The sequence below is a fragment of the Corallococcus sp. CA054B genome, from assembly GCF_003611625.1.
GTDB lineage: Bacteria > Myxococcota > Myxococcia > Myxococcales > Myxococcaceae > Corallococcus > Corallococcus coralloides.
The window spans coordinates 85,997-110,369 of record NZ_RAVY01000004.1 but is presented as its reverse complement, the minus strand read 5'-3'; the positions used below and the strand labels follow the sequence as shown (position 1 = coordinate 110,369).

At 68.3% G+C, this 24,373-nt stretch carries 23 protein-coding genes; 12 read left to right on the top strand and 11 right to left on the bottom strand.

The annotated features are described in order from the left end of the window. Together D7V80_RS02090 and D7V80_RS02085 are read left to right on the top strand one after the other, a co-directional pair. A partial coding sequence (locus D7V80_RS02090) for a bifunctional (p)ppGpp synthetase/guanosine-3',5'-bis(diphosphate) 3'-pyrophosphohydrolase (RefSeq protein WP_147446961.1) occupies window positions 1-1,686 on the top strand: 1,686 nt, incomplete at its 5' end. A gap of 79 nt (window positions 1,687-1,765) precedes the next feature. Beyond that, window positions 1,766-2,152, top strand: coding sequence for a RidA family protein (locus tag D7V80_RS02085; protein WP_120564408.1), 387 nt, complete (start codon window positions 1,766-1,768; stop codon window positions 2,150-2,152). 96 nt (window positions 2,153-2,248) lie between these two features. On the opposite strand, the gene D7V80_RS02080 is transcribed toward D7V80_RS02085, so the two are convergent. Then, window positions 2,249-4,207, bottom strand: a complete 1,959-nt coding sequence (locus tag D7V80_RS02080) for a thioredoxin domain-containing protein (protein ID WP_120586546.1) — start codon at window positions 4,205-4,207, stop codon at window positions 2,249-2,251. Window positions 4,208-4,458: 251 nt separating this feature from the next. On the opposite strand from D7V80_RS02080, the gene D7V80_RS02075 reads away from it, so the two are divergent. Further along, window positions 4,459-4,689 carry a sulfurtransferase TusA family protein gene (locus D7V80_RS02075; protein ID WP_120586541.1) on the top strand — a complete coding sequence of 77 codons (231 nt, stop codon included), beginning with the start codon at window positions 4,459-4,461 and terminating at the stop codon, window positions 4,687-4,689. 19 nt (window positions 4,690-4,708) lie between these two features. Here the strand turns inward: D7V80_RS02075 and D7V80_RS02070 are convergent, their stop codons facing one another. Both D7V80_RS02070 and D7V80_RS02065 read right to left on the bottom strand, forming a co-directional pair. Further along, complete coding sequence (locus tag D7V80_RS02070) at window positions 4,709-5,620, bottom strand: ABC transporter ATP-binding protein (protein WP_120586540.1); 912 nt, start codon at window positions 5,618-5,620, stop codon at window positions 4,709-4,711. Continuing rightward, complete coding sequence (locus D7V80_RS02065) at window positions 5,617-6,450, bottom strand: ABC transporter permease subunit (RefSeq protein ID WP_233585071.1); 834 nt, start codon at window positions 6,448-6,450, stop codon at window positions 5,617-5,619. The genes D7V80_RS02070 and D7V80_RS02065 overlap by 4 nt, the downstream gene beginning before the upstream one ends. 203 nt (window positions 6,451-6,653) lie before the next feature. On the opposite strand from D7V80_RS02065, the gene D7V80_RS02060 reads away from it, so the two are divergent. Then, window positions 6,654-8,192, top strand: a complete 1,539-nt coding sequence (locus tag D7V80_RS02060) for a penicillin-binding transpeptidase domain-containing protein (protein ID WP_120586538.1) — start codon at window positions 6,654-6,656, stop codon at window positions 8,190-8,192. A 10-nt stretch (window positions 8,193-8,202) separates the two neighbouring features. Here D7V80_RS02060 and D7V80_RS02055 read toward each other — a convergent pair whose 3' ends face one another. Further along, the gene (locus D7V80_RS02055; RefSeq protein WP_014395778.1) at window positions 8,203-9,396 is read right to left on the bottom strand and encodes a DUF4388 domain-containing protein; all 1,194 of its coding nucleotides are present in this window, start codon (window positions 9,394-9,396) and stop codon (window positions 8,203-8,205) included. A gap of 21 nt (window positions 9,397-9,417) precedes the next feature. Between D7V80_RS02055 and D7V80_RS02050 the strand changes: the two genes are divergently transcribed. The 4 genes from D7V80_RS02050 to D7V80_RS02035 all read left to right on the top strand — a co-directional run bounded on the left by D7V80_RS02050 (window position 9,418) and on the right by D7V80_RS02035 (window position 13,391). Further along, on the top strand, window positions 9,418-9,696 hold the full coding sequence (locus tag D7V80_RS02050) for a glutaredoxin family protein (protein ID WP_120586537.1): 279 nt from the start codon (window positions 9,418-9,420) through the stop codon (window positions 9,694-9,696). Between the two features lie 120 nt (window positions 9,697-9,816). Next, window positions 9,817-10,770: a diguanylate cyclase domain-containing protein gene (locus tag D7V80_RS02045; RefSeq protein WP_199738335.1), complete on the top strand. Its 954-nt coding sequence runs from the start codon at window positions 9,817-9,819 to the stop codon at window positions 10,768-10,770. 46 nt (window positions 10,771-10,816) lie between these two features. Beyond that, complete coding sequence (locus D7V80_RS02040; RefSeq protein WP_120586535.1) at window positions 10,817-12,475, top strand: sigma-54 dependent transcriptional regulator; 1,659 nt, start codon at window positions 10,817-10,819, stop codon at window positions 12,473-12,475. A 112-nt stretch (window positions 12,476-12,587) separates the two neighbouring features. Beyond that, on the top strand, window positions 12,588-13,391 hold the full coding sequence (locus tag D7V80_RS02035; RefSeq protein WP_120586534.1) for an NAD-dependent epimerase/dehydratase family protein: 804 nt from the start codon (window positions 12,588-12,590) through the stop codon (window positions 13,389-13,391). 3 nt (window positions 13,392-13,394) lie between these two features. On the opposite strand, the gene D7V80_RS02030 is transcribed toward D7V80_RS02035, so the two are convergent. Further along, a complete protein-coding gene (locus D7V80_RS02030; RefSeq protein ID WP_120586533.1) occupies window positions 13,395-15,002 on the bottom strand; it encodes a sodium:proton antiporter in 1,608 nt (535 codons plus the stop codon). Window positions 15,003-15,261: 259 nt separating this feature from the next. Between D7V80_RS02030 and D7V80_RS02025 the strand changes: the two genes are divergently transcribed. Both D7V80_RS02025 and D7V80_RS02020 read left to right on the top strand, forming a co-directional pair. Then, window positions 15,262-15,828 carry a tetratricopeptide repeat protein gene (locus tag D7V80_RS02025; protein WP_014395784.1) on the top strand — a complete coding sequence of 189 codons (567 nt, stop codon included), beginning with the start codon at window positions 15,262-15,264 and terminating at the stop codon, window positions 15,826-15,828. Between the two features lie 95 nt (window positions 15,829-15,923). After that, window positions 15,924-17,060, top strand: coding sequence for a 3-deoxy-7-phosphoheptulonate synthase (locus D7V80_RS02020; RefSeq protein ID WP_120586532.1), 1,137 nt, complete (start codon window positions 15,924-15,926; stop codon window positions 17,058-17,060). On the opposite strand, the gene D7V80_RS02015 is transcribed toward D7V80_RS02020, so the two are convergent. Genes D7V80_RS02015 through D7V80_RS01995 form a run of 5 tightly spaced genes read right to left on the bottom strand, consistent with a single transcriptional unit; the run spans window position 17,050 to window position 21,041 of the window. Further along, the gene (locus tag D7V80_RS02015; RefSeq protein ID WP_120586531.1) at window positions 17,050-17,883 is read right to left on the bottom strand and encodes a prephenate dehydratase; all 834 of its coding nucleotides are present in this window, start codon (window positions 17,881-17,883) and stop codon (window positions 17,050-17,052) included. The genes D7V80_RS02020 and D7V80_RS02015 overlap by 11 nt on opposite strands. Further along, window positions 17,876-19,015 carry a bifunctional chorismate mutase/prephenate dehydratase gene (locus D7V80_RS02010; RefSeq protein ID WP_120586530.1) on the bottom strand — a complete coding sequence of 380 codons (1,140 nt, stop codon included), beginning with the start codon at window positions 19,013-19,015 and terminating at the stop codon, window positions 17,876-17,878. Before D7V80_RS02010 ends, D7V80_RS02015 begins: the two co-directional genes overlap by 8 nt. 40 nt (window positions 19,016-19,055) lie before the next feature. Further along, window positions 19,056-19,646, bottom strand: a complete 591-nt coding sequence (locus D7V80_RS02005) for a DUF4291 domain-containing protein (RefSeq protein WP_120586529.1) — start codon at window positions 19,644-19,646, stop codon at window positions 19,056-19,058. Further along, the gene (locus tag D7V80_RS02000; RefSeq protein ID WP_120586528.1) at window positions 19,643-20,125 is read right to left on the bottom strand and encodes an EVE domain-containing protein; all 483 of its coding nucleotides are present in this window, start codon (window positions 20,123-20,125) and stop codon (window positions 19,643-19,645) included. The genes D7V80_RS02005 and D7V80_RS02000 overlap by 4 nt, the downstream gene beginning before the upstream one ends. Before the next feature lie 16 nt (window positions 20,126-20,141). Next, window positions 20,142-21,041, bottom strand: coding sequence for a hypothetical protein (locus tag D7V80_RS01995; protein WP_120586527.1), 900 nt, complete (start codon window positions 21,039-21,041; stop codon window positions 20,142-20,144). A gap of 529 nt (window positions 21,042-21,570) precedes the next feature. On the opposite strand from D7V80_RS01995, the gene D7V80_RS41300 reads away from it, so the two are divergent. Next, on the top strand, window positions 21,571-22,767 hold the full coding sequence (locus D7V80_RS41300) for a hypothetical protein (protein WP_147446960.1): 1,197 nt from the start codon (window positions 21,571-21,573) through the stop codon (window positions 22,765-22,767). Between the two features lie 47 nt (window positions 22,768-22,814). Then, window positions 22,815-23,321: a hypothetical protein gene (locus D7V80_RS41295; RefSeq protein ID WP_147446959.1), complete on the top strand. Its 507-nt coding sequence runs from the start codon at window positions 22,815-22,817 to the stop codon at window positions 23,319-23,321. Window positions 23,322-23,443: 122 nt separating this feature from the next. On the opposite strand, the gene D7V80_RS01990 is transcribed toward D7V80_RS41295, so the two are convergent. Continuing rightward, a complete protein-coding gene (locus D7V80_RS01990) occupies window positions 23,444-24,307 on the bottom strand; it encodes a hypothetical protein (protein ID WP_120586526.1) in 864 nt (287 codons plus the stop codon). Window positions 24,308-24,373: the final 66 nt, after the last annotated feature.

The following is a 24,373-nucleotide window of genomic DNA, read 5'->3' as shown; positions in this document are numbered from 1 at the left end:
TCCTGGATCAAGACGGAGCTGGAGGACCTGTCCTTCCGCTACGTGAAGCCCCAGGAGTTCTTCGCGCTGGAGGAGCAGCTCAACAAGCGCAAGAAGGAGCGCGAGGCGTACATCGAGGACACCTGCGACCTGATGCGCGCGAAGCTCCAGGAGCGCGGCCTCAAGGGCGACGTCAGCGGGCGCTTCAAGCACGTCTACAGCATCTGGAAGAAGATCAAGTCGCAGGGCATCGACTTCGATCAGATCCACGACATCATCGCGTTCCGCATCATCGCGCCGTCGGTGCCCTCCTGCTACGAGGCGCTGGGCATGGTGCACCAGATGTGGAAGCCGGTGCCCGGGCGCTTCAAGGACTTCATCGCCATCCCGAAGCCCAACATGTACCAGTCCCTGCACACCACGGTGATTGGTCCGTTGAGCGAGCGCGTGGAGGTGCAGATCCGCACCGCGGAGATGCACAAGATCGCGGAAGAAGGCATCGCCGCGCACTGGGCCTACAAGGAAGGCCGCGCGCCCATCTCCAAGGACGACGAGAAGTTCGCCTGGCTGCGCCAGCTGATGGAGTGGCAGCAGGACCTCAAGGACCCCAAGGAGTTCCTGGAGACGGTGAAGGTCGACCTCTTCACCGACGAAGTGTTCGTCTTCACGCCCAAGGGCGACGTGCGCAGCCTGCCGCGCGGCGCGACGCCGGTGGACTTCGCGTACGCCATCCACTCGGACGTGGGCGGCCGGTGCGTGGGCGCCAAGGTGAACGGGAAGATTGTTCCCCTGCGCTACAAGCTGAAGAACGGCGACACGGTGGAGGTGCTCACCAGCCCGCAGGCGCACCCGTCCAAGGACTGGCTCACCTTCGTCAAGACGAGCCGGGCGCAGCAGCGCATCCGCGGCTTCATCAAGCAGCAGCAGCGCGACAAGAGCCTGCAGCTGGGCCGTGAATTGGTGGAGCGCGAGTTCAAGCGCTTCCAGCTCAACTTCAACAAGCTGGTGCGCTCCGGCGAGGTGAAGAAGGTCGCCGAGGAGCTGGGCTTCCGCGTCGAGGACGACATGCTGGTCGCCATCGGCTACGGCAAGGTGACGCCGCAGCAGCTGGTGCAGCGGATCGTGCCGCAAGAGAAGCTGGCGCAGGCGGAGCCGCCTCCGCGGCCCACGGACGGCGGCGGGACGGGCAACGGCTCCGGGGCGAACGCCTCCATGCTGCCGGGCCTGTCGCGCATGACGGACCTGGCCAAGCGGCTGGTGGGGCGCAACAGCCGCAGCGGCGTCCAGATTGGCGGCGTGGACGACGTGCTGGTGCGCTTCGGGCGCTGTTGCAACCCCGTTCCCGGGGACCCCATCGCGGGGTTCATCACCCGGGGGCGGGGGGTGACGGTGCACACGGTGGGGTGTGAGAAGGCCCTGGCCACGGACCCCGAGCGCCGCGTGGACGTGTCCTGGGACGTGAAGGGCGACTTCAAGCGGCCCGTCACGCTGCGCGTGCTGACGGCGGACCGGCCGGGCCTGCTGGCGGACATCACCAACACGTTCTCCAAGAAGAGCGTCAACATCTCCCAGGCGAACTGCCGGGCCACCGGCGACGACCGGGCCGTCAACACCTTCGAGGTCACCATCTCCGACCTCAAGCAGCTGACGGACCTGATGCGCTCCATCGAGCGGTTGACGGGCGTCTACTCGGTCGAGCGAATCTAGCCCTGTCCTGTGCTACAGCCCGCGGCGGACCCGCGGCCCCCGTCTCCTTGGGGGGCCGCCTCAACGCGAGGTGTGCTGCATGGCGCGCAAGGCAATCCACTCCGACGACGCCCCCAAGGCGATTGGCCCCTACTCCCAGGCCGTGCAGGTGGACGCCGGGAAGATGACGTTCCTGTCCGGCCAGATTCCCCTGGACCCGAAGACGATGGAGCTGGTCCCCGGTGACGTCGTCGCGCAGGCCGAGCAGGTGATGAAGAACCTGCAGGCCGTGCTCGCCGCCAGCGGCCTGGACTTCAGCCACGTCGTGCGCTGCACCATCTTCCTCACCAACCTGGGTGACTTCGCCAAGGTGAACGAGGTGTACGCCCGCGCCTTCTCCGGCTCTCCGCCGGCCCGCGCCACCGTGCAGGTGTCCGCGCTGCCGCGCGGCTCCCAGGTGGAGATCGACGCCATCGCCGTCTCCTGAAGAAGCCGCACCCCGGCAAGTCGCTGGAAACACGAAGGCCGCCGGTTCCCGCTGTGGGAGCCGACGGCCTTGGTGCTTTTCAGGAGCGGGGGAGGGCTACTTCGCTTCCGCCGCCATCGCCACGCCGGCCTTCTTCAGCTCCTCGTCGATGACCTTCTTGAAGGCATCGAAGGGCTGCGCACCGACCAGCGTGCGGCCGTTGATGAAGAACGTCGGGGTGCCGTTGGCGCCCTTGGCGGAGCCGTCCGCCATGTCCGACTCGATCTGCTTGTCGAACTTGCCCGAGTCCAGGTCCGCCTTGAACTTGTTCACGTTCAGGCCCAGCTCCTGGGCGTACTTCTCCAGGCTGGCGCGGTCCAGGGCGCGCTGGTTGGCGAAGAGCTTGTCGTGCATCTCCCAGAACTTGCCCTGCTCGTGGGCGGCCATGGAGGCCACGGCGGCGAGCTTCGCGTTCTGGTGGAAGGGCAGGGGCTGGTGCTTGAAGGCGAACTTGACCTTGCCCTTGTAGGCCTTCTCCACCTGCTCGATGGTCGGCACGGCGCGGCTGCAGAACGGGCACTCGAAGTCGGACCAGGCGACGATGGTGACGGGCGCGTTCTTCGGGCCGCGCACCGGGGCATCGCCCACTTCCACCTTCTGCACGGCCGGCTCGGCGGGCGCCGCGGGGGCGGCCGGAGCGGCGTTCACGTTGTCCTGGTTCAGCTTGGCGTAGAGGTCCTCCGCCTTGGTGCCGGCGGCGAGCGCCTTGTCGGCCTTGGCGATCTCCTGGTCGATGAGGGGCTTGAAGGCCTCGAAGGGCTGCGCGCCGGAGAGGAAGCGGCCGTTGATGAAGAAGGCCGGGGTGCCGTTGGCGCCCACCGCGCTGCCCGCGGCGGAGTCCGCGTCCACCTTCGCGGCGATCTTGCTCGACTCCAGGTCGGCCTTGAACTTGTTCATGTTCAGGCCCAGCTCCTGGGCGTACTTCTCCAGGCTGGCGCGGTCCAGGGCGCGCTGGTTGGCGAAGAGCTTGTCGTGCATCTCCCAGAACTTGCCCTGCTCGTGGGCGGCCATGGAGGCGGCGGCGGCGATCTTCGCGTGCGGGTGCATGGGCAGCGGCTGGTGGCGGAACACCACGCGCACGTCCTTGCCGTAGGTCTCCTTGATCTTGTTGAGCGTCGGCACCGCGCGGCTGCAGAACGGGCACTCGAAGTCCGACCACTCGACGATGGTCACCTTCGCGGTGGCCGGGCCGAAGGAGGGGGAGTCCGCGGGGATCTCGATCTTCTTCGCGGCGGCGGGGGGCTCCCCCTGCTGCTGGCCGGCCTTGGCCGGGGCGCGCTCGACGCCCTTCTCGATGGTGCGCGCGTACACCTGCGACGGCGCGACGCCGCTCTTCACCAGGGCCTCGGCCTTGGCGAGCTCCTCGTCGATGAGGGCCTTGAAGTTGTCGATGGGCTGCGCGCCGGAGAGGAAGCGGCCGTTGATGAAGAAGGCCGGGGTGCCGCTGGCGCCCATCTGCTGGGCCAGGGCCTGATCCTTGTCGATGGTGGCGCCCAGGCGGTCGTTCGCCATGTCCGCCTTCCACTTCGCCACGTCCAGGCCGATCTGCTTGGCGTAGCCCTCCAGGCTCTCCCCATCCAGCTTCTTGTTGTTGGCGAAGAGCAGGTTGTGCATGTCCCAGTACTTGCCCTGCTCACCGGCCGCGAGCGCCGCGAGGGCCGCGGGCCTGGCGTGCGGGTGGAAGGACAGCGGGTTCTGGCGCATCACGACGCGCAGCTTGCTGCCGTAGTCCTTCAGGAGCTGCTCGACGGTGTTGTGCGCGCGGCTGCAGAACGGGCACTCGTAGTCGGAGAACTCCACGATGGTGACGAGCGCGTTGACGCTGCCCTTCGTCGGGGCGCCGTCGACGGGCACCTTGAAGACGGTGGGGTCCACGGCGCGCGCGCCGGGCTTGTTGGCCGCCTGCGCGGCGGGGGGCGTATTGCCGGTGGTGGGCTTCGAGCCGGTGGCGGCACGGCCGCCAACGAACCCGAGCACCAGGCCGACCAGCAGGGCCACGATGACATTGGGCTTCATGGGTTGGGAATGCTCCTGCGCCATAGGTCCGACTCCGGGCCCCAAGCGGGTGTCTGGGTAGGGAAAGGGCGGGGTACTTAACAGAGGGAATTCCAGACACGCAAGCCGCGATGACCGCCTGCGTCCGCCTGATATCCAGAGGCCTCGAAGGGGCGGACAACGACGCTGGGGACACCAAAATTCCCTCTCAGCGCGCGTGTCGTGTCGCTTTGGCAGGCGGGGTTCCAGGCCCCGTGACAGGATGCGCGTGAATGGAAGCCGGTGTGCGCGTGGATACGTCCGGGGCCCTCTGCCCGGTGCCCATCCTGGAGATTGCCAAGGCGATGCGCCGCCTTGCGCCCGGGACGCTGGTGGAGCTCGTCTCCACCGACCGCGGGCTGGAGGCGGACCTGCCCGCGTGGTGCGACGCGACGGGCAACGAGCTCGTCCGCATGGAGCGCCGGGGTTCCCACTACGTGGGCTGGGTGCGCAAGGCGGGGTGAGCGTCCGTGGGGCGCGGGCCTACAGCAGCTGAAGGACGCGGTCCTCCAGGCGGCGGCCGCGGCTGACGCCGAGGATGAGCACCTGGTGCTGGAGGAGGTGGCCGACGGTGCGGCTGATGACCTCCTCGGCCTTGTGGGCCTGGCCGTCGAAGCGCACGCGCAGCACGTCCGTTCCCTCCATGCGTGCGTCGGTGACGCCGGGCAGGGAGGTGATTTCGGGAATGATGACGTCGCCCCGGGCAATCTGGACGCGGAACTCGGCGCCCTGGCCGGTGAGCTCCGACATGGTGCCGGCCTGTGCGAGCGAGCCCTTGTCGAGGATGGCGGCGGCGTCGCACAGCTCCTCCAGCTCCTGGAGGTTGTGGCTGGAGACGACCACCGTCTGCGTGCCCTTCATGTCCTTGATGACCTGGCGCACCTGCGCGGCGATGCGCGGATCCAGGCCGGCGGTGGGCTCGTCCAGGAGGACGAGCGGTGGGCGGCCCATCAGGGCCTGGGCCATGGCGGCCCGCTTGGCCATGCCGTGGCTGAGCGCCTGCGTCTGGACCTTCCAGGCCTCCATCAGGCCCACCTTCTCCAGGGCGCCGCGGGCCTCGTGTTCCGGCTGGGGCAGGTCCGACAGGCGGGCCCAGTACATGAGCAGCGCGCCCACCTCCCAGCCAGGGGGCAGCACCGCGTCCTGGGGCAGCGCGCCCACGCGGCCCTTGAGGGCGCCGGGCGAGGTGGGGGTCACGCCCATCACCTGGAGCGAGCCCTCGGACGGGTAGAGGTAGCCGCACATCATGGAGAAGGTGGTCGTCTTGCCGGCGCCGTTGGGGCCGATGAGGCCGAAGACGTCGCCCTGCCGCACCTGGAGGCTCACCGCGTTGACGGCGACCTTGGGGCCGAAGCGCTTGGAGACGTTGTTCAGCTGGATGGCCAGGTCGCTCACAGGTCCCTCGCGCGCAGGACGCCGTAGGCGCCGAAGAGGAAGATGGCGGCGAAGGCCGCGTAGGCCGCGCCGCTCATGGCGAACTCGGCGAGCTTCGGGTGCAGCAGGTTTCCCGAGTAGTACGACGGGGACAGGTAGCGCAGGAAGCGCAGCACGTTCTCATCGCTCACGGCGCGTCCCACGGAGTCCATCAGCCAGAAGACGAAGAGCAGGATGAAGTTGAAGACGAGGCTCACCGCGGGGACGCGGAAGAGGCTGGAGCACAGGGTGGTGAGCGCGACGTAGGCCAGCGAGAAGACGATGGTGGCGCTCCAGAACTTCAGGAGGTTGAGCACCAGCACCCCGAAGGCGAAGTCGTCGTTGATGATGCGCGCGTAGATGAAGATGGCCAGGTCGATGACCAGCACCAGCCCCACGAGCAGCGTGGCCTGGGAGAGGAACTTGCCCAACAACACCGACGAGCGGCGCGCGCGGACCGTGAGGTAGCGCATGGAGCGCGGACCCACTTCGCCGCTCACCTGGTCGAAGCCCATCAGCGCGATGTAGGCGGGCAGGAAGAAGAGGCTGATCTTGAAGACGATGAGCACCACGATGGGCACCTTCGCCAGCGCCTCCATCATCGCGGCGTCGTTGCTGGCGAGGAAGCCCAGCACCCCCTGGTGCATCTGCTCCGCGGCCTGCGTGGCCATCTCCGAGTCCCCGCCGGATTCGGCGAGCTTCGCGTTCACCTGGGTCTGCAGCTCCCGGGTGACGAAGCCCACCACGAGCAGCACCAGCGCGGAGAACATGCTGTAGAGCCCGAGCAGCACGATGGCCCGGCCGCTCTTCATGGCCCGACGCAGCTCGGCTCCCCAGATCACCAATGTCTCTTTGAGTCCGTCCAAGGTGCACAGGACCCTACCGGACCTCCAGGCACCTTCCCAGGTTTCTGGCGGACGAAGGCAGCAGTCGAGGAGGCAAGCCGTGGACAGCGCGCCCTCAGCGACTAGGATCCGGCGGCCTGCTCCCTGCCTCCCAAGGAGAGCCCCGAAGCATGACGATGCGCCGTCTCCTCGCCGCCCTACCGCTGTTCCCCCTCACGCTGCTCCTGGGCGCCTCCGCGCCCGGGCCGGACGTGAACACCGCGCCGTCGCCCGCCGCCCCGTCGGATGCCCAGGCCCTGGCGCAGTCGGTGACCGCCCTGGGAACGGACGCGGGGCCCGTGGGCGCCCGCGCGCTGGTGGAGAAGGTGGAGGCCGAGCAGCGCGCCCAGGCCGCTGCTCCGGACGCGGGGGCCGCCGCGAGCGTCGCGCAGGCTCCGGGCGCTCCAGACTCCGGGACTGCCGGTGAAGCCGCGGCGGAGACTCCGCCCGAGGACTCGCGCCCGGTGGATGCCCGCGCGCTGGCGGAGGCGCTGGCCGCGAAGGACGCCGCCGCGCTGGAGCCCGGGATGGTGCCGCCGATGCCGGTGCCCTCGCGGGAGAAGGCGCCGCCGTTCGGCAAGCTCCAGGGCCTGCCGCGCGCGCAGGACCTGGTGGCCCGCGCGAAGCTGGAGGGCAACAAGCTGGTGGTGAAGGGCGGCAAGAGCGCGCCGGATCAGGTGCTCACCATCGACCCCGGCCTCCAGGCGTCGCTCACGAAGATCATGCAGAACTACCAGGTGCCCTACGGCGCCGCGGTGGTGCTGGAGCCCTCCACCGGCCGCGTCCTCGCGATGGCGGAGCACTCGGAGGCGAAGCCGGAATTGCGCGGGCTGCCCATCCGCGCGGTCTACCCGGCCGCGAGCATCTTCAAGATCGTCACCGGCAGCGCACTCCTGGAGGCCGGCGTGTCGCCCGACACCGAGTCCTGCTTCCACGGCGGCAAGCGCCGCCTCAACGAGCGGCAGCTGGAGGACACCGAGCGCGACGGCGCCTGCTATTCGCTGGCGCTGGCCATGGGCAAGAGCGCCAACGTCATCTTCGCCAAGCTGACCAGCAAGCACCTGACCGCGGACTCCCTCAAGCGCATGGCGGCACGCCTGCGCTTCAACCGGGAGATCCCCTTCGCCCAGCCGCTGGACGTGTCGCTCGCGTACATCCCGGAGGACGGCTTCGCGCTCGCGAACACCGGCGCGGGCTTTGGCGACGTGTACCTGTCCCCGCTGCACGGCGCGCTGCTGGCGTCCGTGGCCGCCAACGAGGGCCGCTGGGTGGACCCCGTGCTGGTGGAGCCGGAGCCCTTCATGCCCCTGCCGGAGCCGGAGCCCGTGCTCACGCCCGCCGCCGCGCACGAGCTCACGCGGATGCTGGAGGAGACCGTCACCCACGGCACCGCGCGTGGCGTCTTCCGCGAGCGCGGCTTCCAGGTGAAGGACGCCGTGGGCAAGACGGGCACGCTCGCGGACCGCGAGCCCTTCCGCGACTACTCGTGGTTCGTGGGCTTCGCGCCCAAGGACAACCCGCGCGTGGCCGTGGCCGCCCTCATCGTGAATGATCCGAAGTGGCGCATCCGCGGCTCCTACCTCGGCCGCGAGGCCCTGCGCCTGGCGCTGGAGCGCATCCCCGCGCCGGTGGAGCTGACGGCCCCCGCGGGCGCCGCCGGTAAGCACTGAGGCGCAAACGTCAGGACAGCGGACGCGCGGTGAGCTTCACCAGCCCCGTGTCCACGAAGCCCTGGAAGAACTTCAGGGCCTCCAGCTCCTGGAGCGGTGACACGTGCACGATGGCGGCCACGTCCCGCCGCCCGTCGATGCGCGACAGCAGGTAGCGCTCCGGTGACGTGAGCGGCAGCGTCTTCAGGTGCGCGGGCGTCACCATCAGCGCCGGCACGCGCGAGGGCTCCATCAGCGCCTTGCGCAGCTCCGTGAGCAGCCTGCCTTCCGCGTCGCGCAGCAGCTTCGTGGTGTGCTCGGTCGGCGCGATTTCGTGCGCGCGCCGGGCCAGCGCCTCGCCGTCGCGCAGGTTGCCCGCGTCCAGGAAGAGCTGGGCGGCCTGGAGCACCTCGTCGGAGGAGGACTCGGAGCCGATGACGCCGCCCGAGTCCAGGTCGTCCTCGTCCTCCTCCACCACCACGACGGTGTGCGCGCCGGGCTCCGGGGAGGGCAGGGGCGCCTCGTCCGACACGCGCAGCGCGTCCTGGCGGTAGAGCGCGTACAGCCGCTGATAGAGGAAGAAGTCGGTGGCGTGCAGCGCCAGCGCCATGCCGTCGATGCTGAGGCCTTCCTTCGCGAGCTGCACGATGCGCTCGTCCATGCTGCCGGCCTTGCGGTCCGTCAGCTTGCGCTCGTCCACCTCCAGGCGCACGCGGCCGGAGGGGAACACCGCGCGGATGGCCTGCCACGCCGTCTCGCGGAACTCGCCCTCGCGGTGCACGTCCAGCAGGTCCACGCTGACGTCCAGGCCCTCCAGCTCCGGCGCGACGTCCGTGGGGCGGAAGTCGAAGCCGCCTTCCTCCCAGGTGAAGGCGTCCAGCAGCATCTCCCGGAACTTGTGGGAGAGCACCGTGCGCACGGTGGCTTCCGACACCGTGCCCGTCATGATCAGGATCTTCCCCAGCAGGATGTGCGTCTCCGCCTGCGTGGAGAACGCGCGCTCCAGCTGATCCTCCGTCAGGTGACCCTGGTTGATCAGGAACTGGCCGAAGTACTCGCGGGGCTGGTTGGAGCTGGCGGTGATGACGTGGCCGTCGCGCAGCAAGAGCTGCTTGCGCACGTCTCCCCGCTCCACGTTCAGGGTGCCGGTGGCCCGGCGATTCCCGAGGTGGACGACCAGGTCCTTGAGGGGCATCGTCGAAAAATCACCACACACGCCGCGCATCGAGCGCCCATCCTGCAACGCATGCGAGTCGATATCTACTCGAAACCCCGGTGTTCCCTCTGTGAGAAGGCCCTCGCCGTGGTCGTCGAAGTGCAGGGCCGGTTGCCGTTCGAGCTCTACGTCACCGACATCCTCCAGAGCCCGGACCTCTTCGAAACCTGGCGTTACGACATCCCCGTGGTCCTCATCGACGGGGTGCCCGCCTTCAAGCACCGCGTCGACGCGGAGACCCTGGAAGTCCGGATCCGCGAGGTGATGAATGGCATACCCATTGCTAAAACCGTGGGCCAGGATGGGTAACGAAGTGCCCTTCCCTAAGAAATCCGGGGGGATACGAAGGGCGCAGAAGTGACGGGGCTGTAAATCTGGGCAGGCAGGCAGGGTGGTGGGGAAGAAAATGCTGGAAGGGAGGGCACGGCGGTGGGTGTGAAGCGCAATCGAGCGGGAAAGTCGGGCCAGCCTCCTACAGTGCTGCTGGTGGAGCCTCGCGCGGAGGACCTGGAGCGCACCCGGGCGCTCCTGGGGGAGTCCGGCTTCCGCGTGGTGCCCCTGACGCGCTTCGACGCGGCGGTGCCCCTGTTCGAGGTGATCCGCCCGGACGCGGTGCTGCTGGCCGCGCAGCCGCCGGACTTCGCGGCGATCCAGACGGCGCGGCGCCTGCGCCAGGTGGGCAAGGGCACGGTGCCGATGATGTACCTGGTGGATTCGCACGACCGGGACGCGTGGCGCTTCTGCGTGGAGAAGGGGCAGTGCGTGGACGTGGTGCCGCGCACGGTGGATGGCGCGGAGCTGTCCATGAAGCTGCACGCGCAGATGCGGCTCAAGCAGTCGGTGGAGCGCGCGGCCGCCGGTGAAGAGGCCGGCACGGCGCTGGCGCTGCACGACCCGGTGACGGGGCTCTACAACCGGCCCTTCCTGCTGGCCCTCATCGGATTGGAGGCCCGGCGGACGGAGCGTTACGGCGGGACCTTCTCGGTGGTGGCGGCGGAGGTGACGGGGTGGAGCGCGCTTCGCAAGGAGCACGGCAAGAGCATGGCGGAGCGGCTGCTCGTCTACAGCGCGGTGGTGCTGGGACAGACGGTGCGCGAGGCCGACGCGGTGGCGCGGGTGGGGGACAGTCAGTTCGCCATGCTGCTGCCGGGCACGCCCGCGGAGGCGGTGCCGGAGGTGCTGGCGCGGGTGGAGGCCCGGTTCGAGGCCGCCCGGTTCCAGATGGAGGGTCGCGTGGTGCGTACGGCGCTGGCGCTGGGGGCGGTGAGCTTCCCGGACACGGTGGGGGCTCCCACCCAGCTGCTGGGCGCGGCACTGCAGACCTTGAGGCGTACACGCGAGCTTCGGCGGGCAGCCGGTCCAGCCCGTCTGATGTCGGTTTGATTCAGTTCACGAGGGTTTGATGCACAGGGCGAGCGGAGGCGTGGGGATGGATCGGATCGCGGTGCTGGTGGTGGATGACGAGGAGTCGGTGCGCACGTTCCTGTCCGAGTTGTTGGGCAGCTCGGGGTACCAGGTGCGCTGTGCGTCCAGCGGTTCGCAGGCGCTGGAGATGCTCTCTGGCGGCTCGTTCGACGCGGTGCTGCTGGACGTGGTGATGCCGGAGATGAGTGGTCTGGAGGTGCTGCGCCGCTACCGGAGCACGGGTGGCACGGCGCCGGTCATCGTGTTGAGCGCGCTGTCGGGCGCTGACGACGCGGTGCGCGCGCTGAAGATGGGCGCCTCCGACTATCTGGCGAAGCCCTTTGGCAACGATGAGCTGCAGGACGTGCTCGCGCGCGCCCTGGGGACCCGCGTGCCGGAGCGTCAGGCGACCGCGCCCGCCCCCCGCGTGGTGTTGACGCCCGCGGAGGCCGCGGCGGAGGCCCGCGTGCTCATCTCCACGTCGCCGGCCATGCGCCGCGCGCGGGCACTGGTGGAGCGCATCGCGGACACGGACGTGCCGGTGCTGCTGCTGGGTGAGTCCGGCACGGGCAAGGAAGTGATTGCCCGCGAGATTCATGCGCGCAGCCAGCGCCATGGCCGGCCGTTCATCAAGGTGAACTGCGCTGCGCTGCCGGGGGAGCTGCTGGAGAGCGAGCTGTTCGGCCACGAGCGCGGCGCCTTCACGGGCGCCACGGCGGAGAAGCCGGGCAAGTTCGAGCTGGCGGATCAGGGCACCATCTTCCTGGACGAGATTGGCGAGATGGCCATCCGCCTCCAGGCGAAGCTGCTCCAGGTGCTGCAGGACGAGGAGTTCTTCCGCGTCGGCGGCAAGAAGAGCGTCCGCGTGGACAGCCGCGTGGTGGTGGCGACGAACCGCGACCTGGAGAAGGAGATCGCGCTCGGCAACTTTCGCGAGGACCTGTACTACCGCCTCAACGTGGTGGCCATCCGCCTGCCGCCCCTTCGCGAGCGCCGTGAAGACGTGGTGCCGCTCACCGACCACTTCCTGAAGAAGTACGGCCGGGGCTTCATGACGAACGTGTCCGAGCTGCCCTCGGAGGTGCTCCACGCGTTCAGCGACTACGAGTGGCCGGGCAACGTGCGCGAGCTGGAGAACATGGTGCGCCGGCTGTGCGTGCTGAAGGACCCGACCCTGGTGCTGGATGAAATCCACGCTGGGGGCCGTGCTCCGGCGAGCGCCCCGTCGCTGCCCACGTCGTTCGGTGGTGGGGACGACTTCATGCCGCCTCCGTCGCGCCACATGGACGAGTCCGCCCGCGTCTTCGCGGCGCCGCCGTCCGCGCTCGCGACGGCATCGGGCTCGGGGGTGCAGGTGCTGGAGATGCCTGCGCGCGGCGCGCTGACGCCGGTCCCGGTGGCGGAGGCCACGCCGTTCAACGCCGTGGCGCCGCAGCGCTACGCGAACCCGTTCGACGCTCCGCAGCCTCCGCCTCCGCCTCCTCCGGCCGGGGAGCTGTCGCTCAAGGACATTGGCAAGCGCGCGGCGATGCTCGCGGAGCGCGAGGCCATCCTCGCGATGCTCCAGCGCACCGCGTGGAACAAGCGCCGCGCGGCGGGCAAGCTGCGCATCAGCTACAAGGCGCTGCTCTACAAGATCAAGGAGTGCGGCATCATCGACCCGCGCGCGAGCGCGGAGTTCTGAGCCGCGACTGACGACGTGAGGTGGCGGCCCTTCTTCCGGATGACGGGAGGAGGGCCGTTGCCTTTCGCGCCGGGCCTTGCGCGGAGCGGGCGTTGACCGGTATCGCGGGGCCATGACCGCTCCGCTCCTCCTGCTTGGCTGTGGTTACACGCTCACGCGCTTCGCGGTGGCGGAGGCCCGCGCGGGCCGGGAGGTCCTGGCCACGACCCGGGATGCCGCGCGCCGCTCGGTGCTGGAGGGCGCGGGTGTCCACGTCGTATCGATTGACGACGCACTGTCACGGGCAGCGGGCGCGCACGTCGTGGACTCCGTTCCTCCGGACGCCGGGCTGGATGCCCGCTTCGCTGAGGCACTGTCCCGCTCGCGGCCCTCGCGGTTCGTCTACCTGTCGTCCACGGGTGTCTATGGCCCCGCTCGTGGACACGTGGATGAGTCCACGCCGGTCGACAGGACCTCCGCGGTCTCCCGTGCACGACTGGAGGCGGAGGACCTCTTCCTTCCCCTGGGGGCGAGCGTCATGCGCATCGCGGGCATCTACGGCCCGGGGCGCGGCACGTCCGGGCGCTTGAAGGCGGGCACGCTGCGCATCCCGGACTCCGGTGGAGGACGGCTGTCGCGCATCCACGTGGATGACCTGGTGGACGCGGTGCGCGTGGTGCTCGAACGCGGCGCGCCCGGCGAGGTGTACTGCGTGGCCGACCGCCGGCCCGCGACGCAGGAGGAGACGGCTTCGTGGCTCTGCCAGCAACTGGGCCTCCCCATGCCGCCGCGCGTGCCCTTCGAGTCCCTTCATGAGTCCCTGCGCGGCGACCGCGCCATCAGCGCCGCGAAGCTGGAGGCCCTGAACTGGACACCTCGCTACCCGGACTTCACCACTGGCTTCCTCGCCGCCATGGAGGAAGAGGCGCGCGGCTGAGAACTACTCGGGTGACTCCGCCCGGAGGAGCTGTTGCAGGTCGAGCTCTGACCAGTCCAGCTCCTGCTCCACCTGCTGGAACGCCGCGTCCCCGATGGTGCCGTTCGCCCGCAGCTCCGCCAGCTTCCGTCGGCTCGCGGCCATCGCGGTGCGCACCATCCCCGCGTCCGCGGTGGGGGGCCCCCAGGGAGAGCTGGGGCTCGCGGGGCCCATGAGGGCGTGTTCGTCCAGGAGCTGACGCGCGCGCCGCAGCTGCAGCTCGTACCGGCGCCGGACCAGGGTCGCCATCTCCGTGCCCGGTGAATCCTGCGTGGCCTCCAGCCCCGCGCGCAGCGTCTCCACCCGTGCGAGCCGCACTTCGTGGTCCACCTCGCCGTCGTCGTCCAGCTTCAGCCGCGTCATCAGGGGCTTGAGCGTCATCCCCTGCACGACGAGCGTCCCCAGCACCACGGAGAAGGACGTGAAGAGGATGAGGTCCCGGTGGGGGAAGGCCGCGACGCCGTCCTGCCCCGTGGGCAGCGCCAGCGCCGCCGCGAGCGTCACGATGCCTCGCATCCCGCACCAGCCCACCAGCACGGCCGCGCTCGGAGAGAGCGTGACGGGGCTGGCCTTTGACTTGCGCTGCCTCCAACGGTTGAACGCCGCCGCGCCCATCACCCAGGCGATGCGCGCGAGGATGGCCGCGCCCGTCACCACCGCCGCGATGGCCGTGTACTCCAGCCACGTCTCCCAGTCGAAGCGCGCGACGATGCCCTTCAACTGGAAGCCCACGAGCACGAAGGCCAGCACGTTCAACACGAACGTCGCCACCTCCCACACCGCGTAGGACGGGATGCGGATCCGCGCGGGCGTCACCACGGAGGCCGTGCGGGAGATGGTCATCGCGTAGACCACCGTCGTCAGGATGCCGGACAGGTGCAGCCGCTCCGCGAGGATCCACACCGCGAACGTGCTGCCGAACTGGGTGATGACGGCCGTGGACACGTCCTCGACGCTGGCGTTGATGCGCAGGCTCACCCGCGACAGAACGACGCCCAGGAGCACGCTGGCCACCGTGACGACGAGCAGCGTGGGCACCGCGCTCCAGCCCAGCACGCCGCCCGCGGCCACGGCTCCCAGCGCGAGCCGGTAGATGAGCAGGGCGCTCGCGTCGTTGAAGAGGCTTTCACCCTCCAGGATGACCATCAGCCGGTGCGGGGGCTTCAGCTGCTTCAGCACCGCCGTGGCCGCCGCCGCGTCCGGAGGCGCGACGATGGCGCCCAGCGCGATGGCCGCGGCCCAGGGCATCGCCGGCACCATCCACTTCACCGCCACCGCCACGGCGATGACCGTGAGCACCACCGCCCCCAGGGCCAGGCTCGCCACCGGCCGCCAGTTCGCGCGCAGGTCGCGGGGGGACGCGTCGAACGCCGCGTCCAGCAGCACCGGCGCGACGAACAGGGTGAGCGCCAGCTCCGGATCCAACACCAGCTCTGGGCTGCCCGGCACGAGCGCCAGCACCGCCCCGGCGAGCGCCACCAGCGCGGGGTAGGGCGTGCCCAGCCGCCGTGACAGCGCCGCCAGTCCCGCGCCTCCCAGCAAGAGCGCGATGACGATCTCGAACACCAGCATGAGGGCCTCGGGGAGATGTCCACCCTGGACTTCCGGCGACGTAGCGCAGGAGGGCCCACGGGGGACAGTGGCGAATTCCGGACGGCGGAAACCTGCGTCATGAGGAAGGCCGCCCGCGTCATCAGCCGAACGCGATGGATGCCATCAGCCGGAAAAGGGGCGCACCTTTGCGAGGCGTGGGCCCCCGGTGACAGGCTTGCCCTTTCGGGTCGCGTGAAGCGCGCGGCCCTGCGCACCCTGTCCAATGGGGGAACCGAAGATGTCCAGGTCGTTGCTGTTGGCGTCGTTCAACGAGGGCGTCCATCGTTCCATGGCCGGCAACCACGAGGCCGCGGTCCAGTCGTTCGATCAGGTCCTCGCCGTGGATCCACGCCACTTCCCCGCGCTCACCGCGAAGGCCTTCGCCCTCAAGCAGTTGGGGCGCAACGAGGAGGCCCTCAAGGGCTTCCAGCGCGCCATCGAGCTGGACCCCTCCGCGGCGGACCCCCACCGCGAGGCCGCGCTCTGCCAGCTGGAGCTGGGCGAGCCGGAGGCCGCCTCCCTCCTGATGCACCGGGCGGTTCAACTCAACCCCACCCCCGGCTACCGCGAGGCCGCCGCCATCGAGGTCTACCACCTGGGTAACACGCTGCTGACCCAGGGCCGGCGGCCGGACAAGGCCCGCTACCGTCTGGCCCGTCAGGTCTTCGAACTGGCGCTGGAGCTGTCGCCCGCCTACGTGGAGGCGGCCAAGGCCCTGGCGGACGTGTGGGAGCACCTGGGCGACCCTACCCAGCGGGAGCACTACACCCAGCTGGCGACCCGGCTGCGCCCCGCCTCCTCCTGAGGCCGCTCTCATCAAAGTTTTACAAAAGCGGAGGGAAAGGGCGGGAGGCCGGTGTTGAATGCCGAAGCGGCCCCCCCACCAGGAGAACCCTTCGCATGATCGTGATGCTCGAGCCGGATTCCCCGGAATCCGTCGTGAACGCCGTCCTCCAACTTGCTTCGCAGTACGAGGGCGTCACCCCGCGTGCCCATGTGGTCCAGGGCGCCGAGTCCACCATCACCGAGCTGTACCTGTTGGGCTCCACGTCGCAGGTTCCGCTGGAGCCTTTCCAGCAGCTGCCCGGCGTGCGCCAGGTGGTCCGCGTCTCGCAGAAGTACCGCATCATCGGCCGGCACGGTGGTCAGCGCACCACGGCGGGCTTCGAATACAACGGCGTCAACTTCGACGATAACTCGGTGAACCTCTTCGCGGGCTTGTGCGCGGTGGATTCGCTGGAGAGCGTGGACTCGATGATGGCGGCGCTCGCGCGCTGCGGCATCAACACCACGCGCATGGGCGCGTACAAGCCGCGCACCAACCCGTACGAGTTCCAGGGCCTGGGCGCGAAGTGCCTGCCCTGGGTGTTCGACTCCGCGGGCAAGCACGGCATCAAGGTCGTCGCGATGGAGGTGACGCATCCGCGCCACATCGACGAGATCAACGACGCGCTGAAGAAGTCGGGGGCGCCCACGGGCGTGATGCTCCAGGTGGGCACGCGCAACGCGCAGAACTTCGAATTGCTCAAGGTGATTGGCCAGCAGCGCACCTTCCCGGTGCTCTTCAAGCGCGGCATGGGCATCACGCTGGAGGAGTCCCTCAACGCGTGCGAGTACGTGGCGAGCGAGGGCAACCCCAAGATTGTCTTCTGCCTGCGCGGCGTGAAGACGCACCTGGGCGACCCGCACCGCAACATGGTGGACTTCGCGCACGTGCCGGTGGTGCGCCGCCTCACGCGCATGCCGGTGTGCGTGGACCCCTCGCACGCCATTGGCCGCGCGGAGGCCCCGCCGGACGGGCTGCCGGACATTTTCCACGCCATTGGCCAGGGCCTCATCGCGGGCGCGTCCATGGTGCTGGTGGACTTCCACCCGACGCCGGAGAAGGCGCTGTGCGACGGGCCGCAGGCGCTGCGCCTGGAGCAGCTGGCCGCGCTCCAGCGCTACACGAACATCGTGCGCTCCGCGTACACGGAGGCCGTGCGCAACGGCGACGGGACGCAGGCCGCCTCTCCGGCCCAGGCCATCAGCCGCTGAGCGCGTAGCTGCCCAGCACCCGGAGCGACGTGCACGCGCTCCGGGCTTCGCCCAGGGCCGCCTTCACGGGCGCGGTGTCCACCGCGCCCTCCACGTCCAGGCACCAGCGGTAGTCCCAGGCGCGGACGCCGCCGGGTCTCGACTCCAGCCGCGCGACGTTCACCCCGTGCGTGGCGAAGGCCGTGAGCACGCCCGCGAGCGCGCCAGGGCCGTTGTCGAGCGTGAGCACCAGGGACGTCTTCCACCGCGAACCCAGGTTGGGCGGCACGGCCGGGCCCACCGCGAGGAAGCGGGTGGCGTTGTCCGGCGAGTCCGCGATGCCTTCCGCGAGCACGTTGAGCCCGTAGAGCTCCGCCGCGGTCCGGCTGGCGATGGCCGCCGTGCCCTCCAGCGCCTCCTGCGCCACGCGCCGCGCCGCCACGGCGGTGTTCGCTTCAGGCACGGGGTGCAGGTGGTGCTTTCGCAGCCAGCCTCCGCACTGCGCCAGCGCCTGTGGATGCGACAGCGCGCGCGTGAGGCCCTCCAGCGTGCGGCCCGGCGGCGCGAGCAGGCAGTGGCGCACGGGCAGGCGCAGCTCTCCGGAGAGGGCTGGGGTGAACTCCAGGAGCAGATCCACCACCTCCGCCACCGGTCCCGCGAGCGCGCTCTCCATGGGCACCACGCCGCCGTCCACCGTGCCATCGGCCACGGCCTCGAAGACGGCGCGGAAGGTGGGGCAGGGGATGCGCGTCACGGATGCGCCGAAGAGGGCGCCCGTGGCCTCGTCGCCGTACGCGCCGCGCTCACCTTGAAAGGCGATGCGGCGGGGGGCGGCGTCAGCCATCGATGGGCTCCGCGCGCGGGTAGGTGCCCAGCACGCGCAGCGACGACGTGAGCGGGCGCAGGTCCTCCAGCGCCGCCGTCACCGAGGCGGACGCGGCGTGGCCCTCCACGTCCAGATAGAAGCGGTACTTCCACGGCGCGCCCGGGATGGGGCGCGACTCCAGCTTGGAGAGGTTCACTCCGCGCTGCGTGAGCCGTTGCAGCACCTGGCCCAGCGTACCGGGTCGGTGCTCCAGCACCACCAGCAGCGACGTCTTGCACGGCACGTCCGGCGCGAGCGGCGTGGGCTGGCGCGAGACCTCCACGAAGCGCGTGAAGTCCGAGCCGGGCTGCAGGTCGCTGGCGAGCACCACGAGCCCGAAGCGGCTCGCCGCGGACTCGCTGGCGATGGCGGCCACGGTCTTGTCGTTGCGATCCGCGACCATCTGCGCGGCGACGGCGGTGTCTGGCCCAAGCACGGCGCGCGCCCAGGGCACGTGCGTGCGCAGGAAGTCCTCGCACTGCGCCAGCGCCTGCGGATGGGACAGCACCTCGCGCAGGTCCTCCAGCTTCGCGCCCTTCACGCCCAGCAGCCGGTGGTCCACCTGGCTCACCACCTCGCCGGTGATGACGCCATCGCCCGCGGCGAGCACGTCGTACGTCTCATTCATGCTGCCGGCGGTGGTGTTCTCGATGGGCAGCAGGAGCACGTCCTGCTCGCTCTGCTTGAGCGCTTCCACGGCCTGTCGGGCGGTGTCGAAGCCGGTGAGGAGCACGCCGCCCGGCCGGTGCCCGTAGCGCTGGCGGGCGGCCAGGTGGCTGTAGGAGCCCTCGACGCCCAGGTAGCCCACGCGCAGGGGCGTGGTGTCCAGGCGGGTGACCAGGGCCTGCTGGCGGGCCACGGACATGTCCAGGATGACGCGGTAGAGGCGCTCCACTTCGTGCGGATCCAGGCCTCGCTCCGCTGCCCGGCCGCGCAGCTTGCGCAGGAGCAGGTCCTCGCGCTGCGGGTCCCGGAAGGGCCAGGCCGTCACCAGCTTGGCGCGCGCCACGTCGTCGGCCAGGGCCATGCGCCGCTGGAGCGCATCGAGGACGTCCTCATCGATGCGTTCGATTTGGGTCCGCAGGGTCTCCAGGGAGGGGATGTCCGCCATGCCCGGAACATAACAACTCGCGTCGAAGGCGCGGGGCCCTTCACATCCCCAGGCGCCGGGCGAGCTCCGGAGGCACGGGGTAGACGGACTCCTTCGGCAGGTGGCGCGTGGCCTGATCCGCGCGGCCGTCGTCCAGGTGCTTGCGCAGCTTCTGGACCAGGGGCGTGAGGTCGGTGATGGACACGGTCCAGTCGTCCACGAAGCGCTGGATGACGGCGCGGCTCAACCCCACCTGGATGCTGTCGTGGGGCAGGCCCGCGCCGCGCAGGCTGCGCTCCGGGTCCCACTGGATGTGGACGGGCGCGCTGTCGAAGGCCTTGCGCCATGCGTCCGGCGAGCCGTGGGCTTTCGGCTCGAAGCCGGTGAGGACGCCGGAGGACAGGGCCTCCTCCCAGCCGGAGCGTTTGATGCGCACCGCGAGCGTGCGCTCCTGGCCGCTCTTCCTGCCCCAGTTGGAGCGGTGCATGAGCCACAGGAAGCTGGGTTTGATCCACGTCATCCGGCCCACGGAGAAGGGCGGGCCGAACTTCTGCTGCTTCACGGCCACGTCGGCGATGGCGTCCGAGTAGGCCTGATACACGACGATGGAGGCTCGGTCGAAGTCGGCGCGGACTTCGCGGGCTGCGCTCATGGACGGGCTCTGGGTTTGGCTTTCGGCTTGGGTTTGGCTTTGGCGGCGGAGGTCGCCGGGAGCTTCGTCTTGCCCATCTTGAGGACGAGCTCGAAGTGCTCCACGGGGGTGGGCGTCACGCTGAGGCGGCTGCGGGTGATGAGCGGGAAGTCCTTGAGCGCGGGCGTGGCCTTGATGGTGGCCAGCGTGACAGGCGTGGTGAAGGCGACCACGGGGCCCACGTCCACGGAGGCCCAGTCCTCGCCGGGAGCGGTGGGGTCGGGGCCCGGCTTGGAGAGGACGCACGCCACGCCGACGACGGCCTTGTCCTCATTGGAGTGGTAGTAGAGGCACAAGTCCCCGGGCGTCATGGCCCGGATGTTGTTGCGCGCCTCGAAGCTGCGCACGCCCGTCCACTCCGTCCTGCCGTCCTCCTCCAGCTTCGCGTACGCGTAGACGGAGGGCTCGCTCTTGATCAACCAGTACCGCGGAGTCGCCATGGCGGCGCACCCTAGCTCAGGGAGGCGTTTCGCGCGCCAGCGCCGCGCCCTGTTGCTTGAAGAGCTCGAAGACCCGCTCCTCGTCCATCGCCGCGACTTCACGCCGTGTGGGATCCGCTTCCGTGTAGCCCACACGCCGGGCCGCGTCGTCGAGTCCTGGGAAGCGTTTGCGCGCCTCGGCCCAGAGGGCCCGGTCGTCCTGGGCCATGGAGCAGGGAAGGGGGATCAGGATGCTGGCGCTCAGCCCCGGGGAGAGTGCATCCGGCAGCTCGTTGAAGGAGAGGACCGCTCCCGGAGGAAGCGGCATGGGGAGCTCCGTCCGTGTGAACACCCCCACCACGGGCAGGGTCCGGATGACGACGCCGTCCAGCGGTGTCCGAGTGGAGCGCGCGGGCTGGCCGTAGGTCAGGGCCGACATGTCGATCTGCACGGGGCAGAGGTCCGGATGGACGGACAGCATGAGGTCATCGCCCTCGCGGATCTCGACCTCAAAGTCGCGGGAACCGTCGACGGTCGAGTCCTTCAGGAAGACCGCATGTCGACCGGTGGGGACCGGAAACGCGAGGTGATGGTCGGCGTGGAGCACCGGCGTCACGGGCTGTTCATCCACTCGCAGGACGATGTCGCGGTCAGGTTGTGGGCCCGTGGCCACGACGTGGAGGCGCCCACCCTTGGGAGGGTCATCGCTGTAGCTGATCGAGGACAGCCCCCACAGCACCAGCACCGCCGCGAAAAGCCCCAGCGCCACCTTCGCGTAGCCTGGAGAGCCAGAGGGGTCGTCTGGCTCCCGTGGGGTGGGGCCGGTCGTTGGCGCGGTGATGAGGGAGAACACCCACCACACCAGGAGGACCACGACCAGGATGGCCAGGACCTCCAATGCGTTGCCGTTGATGATGTACCGGATGAGCCTGAGCATGGTTCCCCCCCCTGAAGCGGCGTCCGGGTGTTTCATGGCATGTCTGGATTTGGAGCGTCAAGACGCGCGCCCGTGCCCTTAAGGCGGTGTTTCGCGCGCCTGGGGTTCGTCTTACGTCATAGCCACGTCGCGCAGGAGCGATGGGCAGTTGCACCCACTGGTATAGCGAGTTGGTCGGTTCGCACGCGAGCACGCCGTCTTCCGCGAAGCCTTCGCTCTCAGCTGATTCAGATGAGGGGATACTTCGGCCTCTGATGCGCATCTCCTCTTAGGCATAGGGGCGGAGGGCGCTTCCCGCCCAAGGGCTTTCTCAACAGCCTGCTAGTTCGATAGATTGGTTCAGATGGTACCTCCTCATCCACTCGACGAACTTCGAAAGGCGATCTCGGACGCAGTCGCCACGATTAAGTCCTACGACGTGCCAGAATATGCCGCCCGCCTCGGCTTGCCCACGGGAGACACCGCAGAAGCGTTCAGTGGAAAGGCTCGCTTTGTCCTGAAGCGCCTCCCATTCGATGAGGATGCGCTCGTGAAGATCGCAAACCAAGTCCTACAAGATATACCGGGTGGCCACTACAACCTAGAAGAGGAACTTTGGAAGCGCCAGGAGCAATCGGGACGCTCGCGTATCACCGAAGTTACACGCCGCGCTCTGCTTGATGAGCTTGCACTCCGATTTGATGTCCAGTCAATCGGAGGCAAAATTGAAAGCGTCGACCTGTTCGCTCGCAACTGGCCGCTCGGCACGATGTTGTCATTCGATCCTCGGTATTCGAACGCCGTAGGCGACTTCAGCAAGCATATATTGTACAATGATGACTGGGATATTGAGACTGTGTTCTCTCGATTGAACTTGCTTCATTGTTCTGAGCGGCGGTTTCTGGGGTTTCTTGAACAGCTTGTTCACCCAAGAGCACGAGACGGTGATGAACAAGCAGCCTTGGTCGTGTCGCTCAATGTGCACCTCGCCATTGATGGCTTGGAGCTACGCGAGTCTGAACAGATTTCCGGACGCCCGGTCTTTCGAATCGCGCCGAAGCGCTCCGGCGTTTCAGGCCGACCTAAGAACATTATCTTCGGCGCAAACGGTCCGAAACCAGAAATTATATTTCGGGATGCGGTAAATAACGACGTGGAGATTGTGAGGCACGCGCAGTACTGCCTCATCTACGATGAGCCAATCGGTCCTGATGGCCTGGCATGGAAAGACCTCGTGAACTGGTGGGCTTCAGCAAAGAGTATGGAGCCCAATGCCCGTACAACAGCAGAATCGTTGTACCGCCGGCTCGAAGCGTCGCTGGCATCACCTCCGGAGCGCGTGCTTTTCCGTGCCTACTTCAAGGAGTTTGTGCGGAACATGCAAGGGCGAGCGCCCGCCCTTATTCCACAGGTCTATTTGCACTTGGACCCATTCATCAGGCGAACCGATCCGAAATTCCTTGCTCGGCAGCGCATGGACTTCCTTTTACTCCTGTCTGCGCGAGACCGAATCGTCATTGAAGTCGACGGCAAGCAGCACTATGCCGATGAGGACCGAGCGAGCCCCGCAAAGTATGCCAAGATGGTCGCGGCAGATCGGGAGCTTCAGCTGGCCGGTTATTCGATTTTCCGGTTCGGGGGAGCTGAACTCGACGAGGTCGATGGACCAGCTCGCGTTACAAGCTTCTTCCGCGGGCTGTTTGAGCGTTTTGGTATTCAAAAAGCGCAGCTATCCCGCAGTCGATGAAAAGAAGCGCATCGATTTAGCCCAATAGGAGCGTCGGAGGAAAAGCCATGGCGGACGTGAGAGAGAGCTGTGCACGGGCAGAGGAGTGGGTTCGCGAGAACGCATTACCAGTGCAGTTCCCTGGTCGAACGTTCTTCAAAAAGCGTCTCTCGCTTAGTGATGGCGGTACATTTGAGTTTGACGCCGTCGCAGACGATGAGAGCGTAATTGGATTGGTCTCCACGAGCACTTGGAAGACAGTCACTGGGAATGCCAATACCGGGGCCATCAGGAAAATTCGATCTGATCTCTTGCGCTTTACTCAGCTTCCAAATTCAAGCTCAATCCTGGTACTCGGATTTACGGAGTTCGCTACGGCAGAGGGGTTTCTGCGCGAAAAGAACAGAGGGAAAATCTCTAGTCGAGTCGAGATCATCCACTTCCCTTTGCCCAAAGATATTCAACTGCTCGTGGAAGCTGGTCGGGTGGAAAGTCGGAGCGAGCAGCGCACTCGACCGGTGGCTGCGATCAATGTCGAGGCGCTGCCTGCGCACCTCAGGAAGTATGTGAAGTAGGCTTGGTCTCAGATCCATAGCAGTCCCCTTTTTGAAGCTTCCCCTTGGAGCCCAGTGAGCAGCCGAACAGGCTAACTCCGAGGGAGAGACGAAATAAAGGGATGCATCAGCCTTTCCCTGGATCAGTGCGGTGGTTCGCGCGCCTGGGCTTCACCCCAGGTGGTTTTGGCGTCCTTGTAGCCCGCGCGCCAGGCCCACACCTGCACGATGGGGATGCTCGTGCGCACGGCGGCCCAGGCGCTCTTGTTGTCCTGCGCCTGGGGGCAGGGGATGGGCGTCAGCAGGCTGGGGCTCGGACCTTCGGAATGGATGGCGGGCAGCTCCGCGACGTCGAGGAACGCGTTCGGCGGAATGCGGACCGGCGTCAAGGTCTCCGTGAAGCGCGCCAGCACGGGAAGCGCGGTCCGGTCCTGCCGCAAGGGTTGGCCGTACTTCAAGGTCGCCATGTCGACCTGCACGATGCACAGGTCCGGGCTGGTGGAGAGCATGAAGGCTTCGCCTTCGCGGACCTCGACCTGCAACCTACGGCTGCTGCCGCCGACCGCGGGGTCGTAGAGCCCGACGCGATGGGAGCCGCTGGGAACCCGATAGGTGAGGTGCCGATCGACGCGATGGAGAGGCTCCACCCGGTCGTCATCCACGGACACGTGGAGATTGCTGCCCACGACATGGATGAAGCCTCCCTTGTCGCGGGTCAGGTAGAGGGCGCCGCCAACCACCGCCACCGCCGCGAGAACTCCCAGCTCGCGCTTCGTGATCCACTCCGTCTTCAGGACCTCATCCGTGGGCGGTGGGGGTGAGGCCTCGTACGCGCCGAGCAGGGTGTCGCTCGTTGGAGGGGGACCCTGGGTGAGCCGGAAGTATGCCCACCTTCCGGCGAGCGCCACCGTCGCGAAGACCCCGGCCCCCACGGGGTTCCCCGCGCGAAGCAGCAAGACGGTCGTGACGAAGACGAACCAGAGGAAATTGTTACGACGGAAGTTCATGGCTTCCCCCCGAAGTGGCCTTCCCGCCACCTCAGGGTGTTTCATGGCACGTCTGGTTTTGGAGCG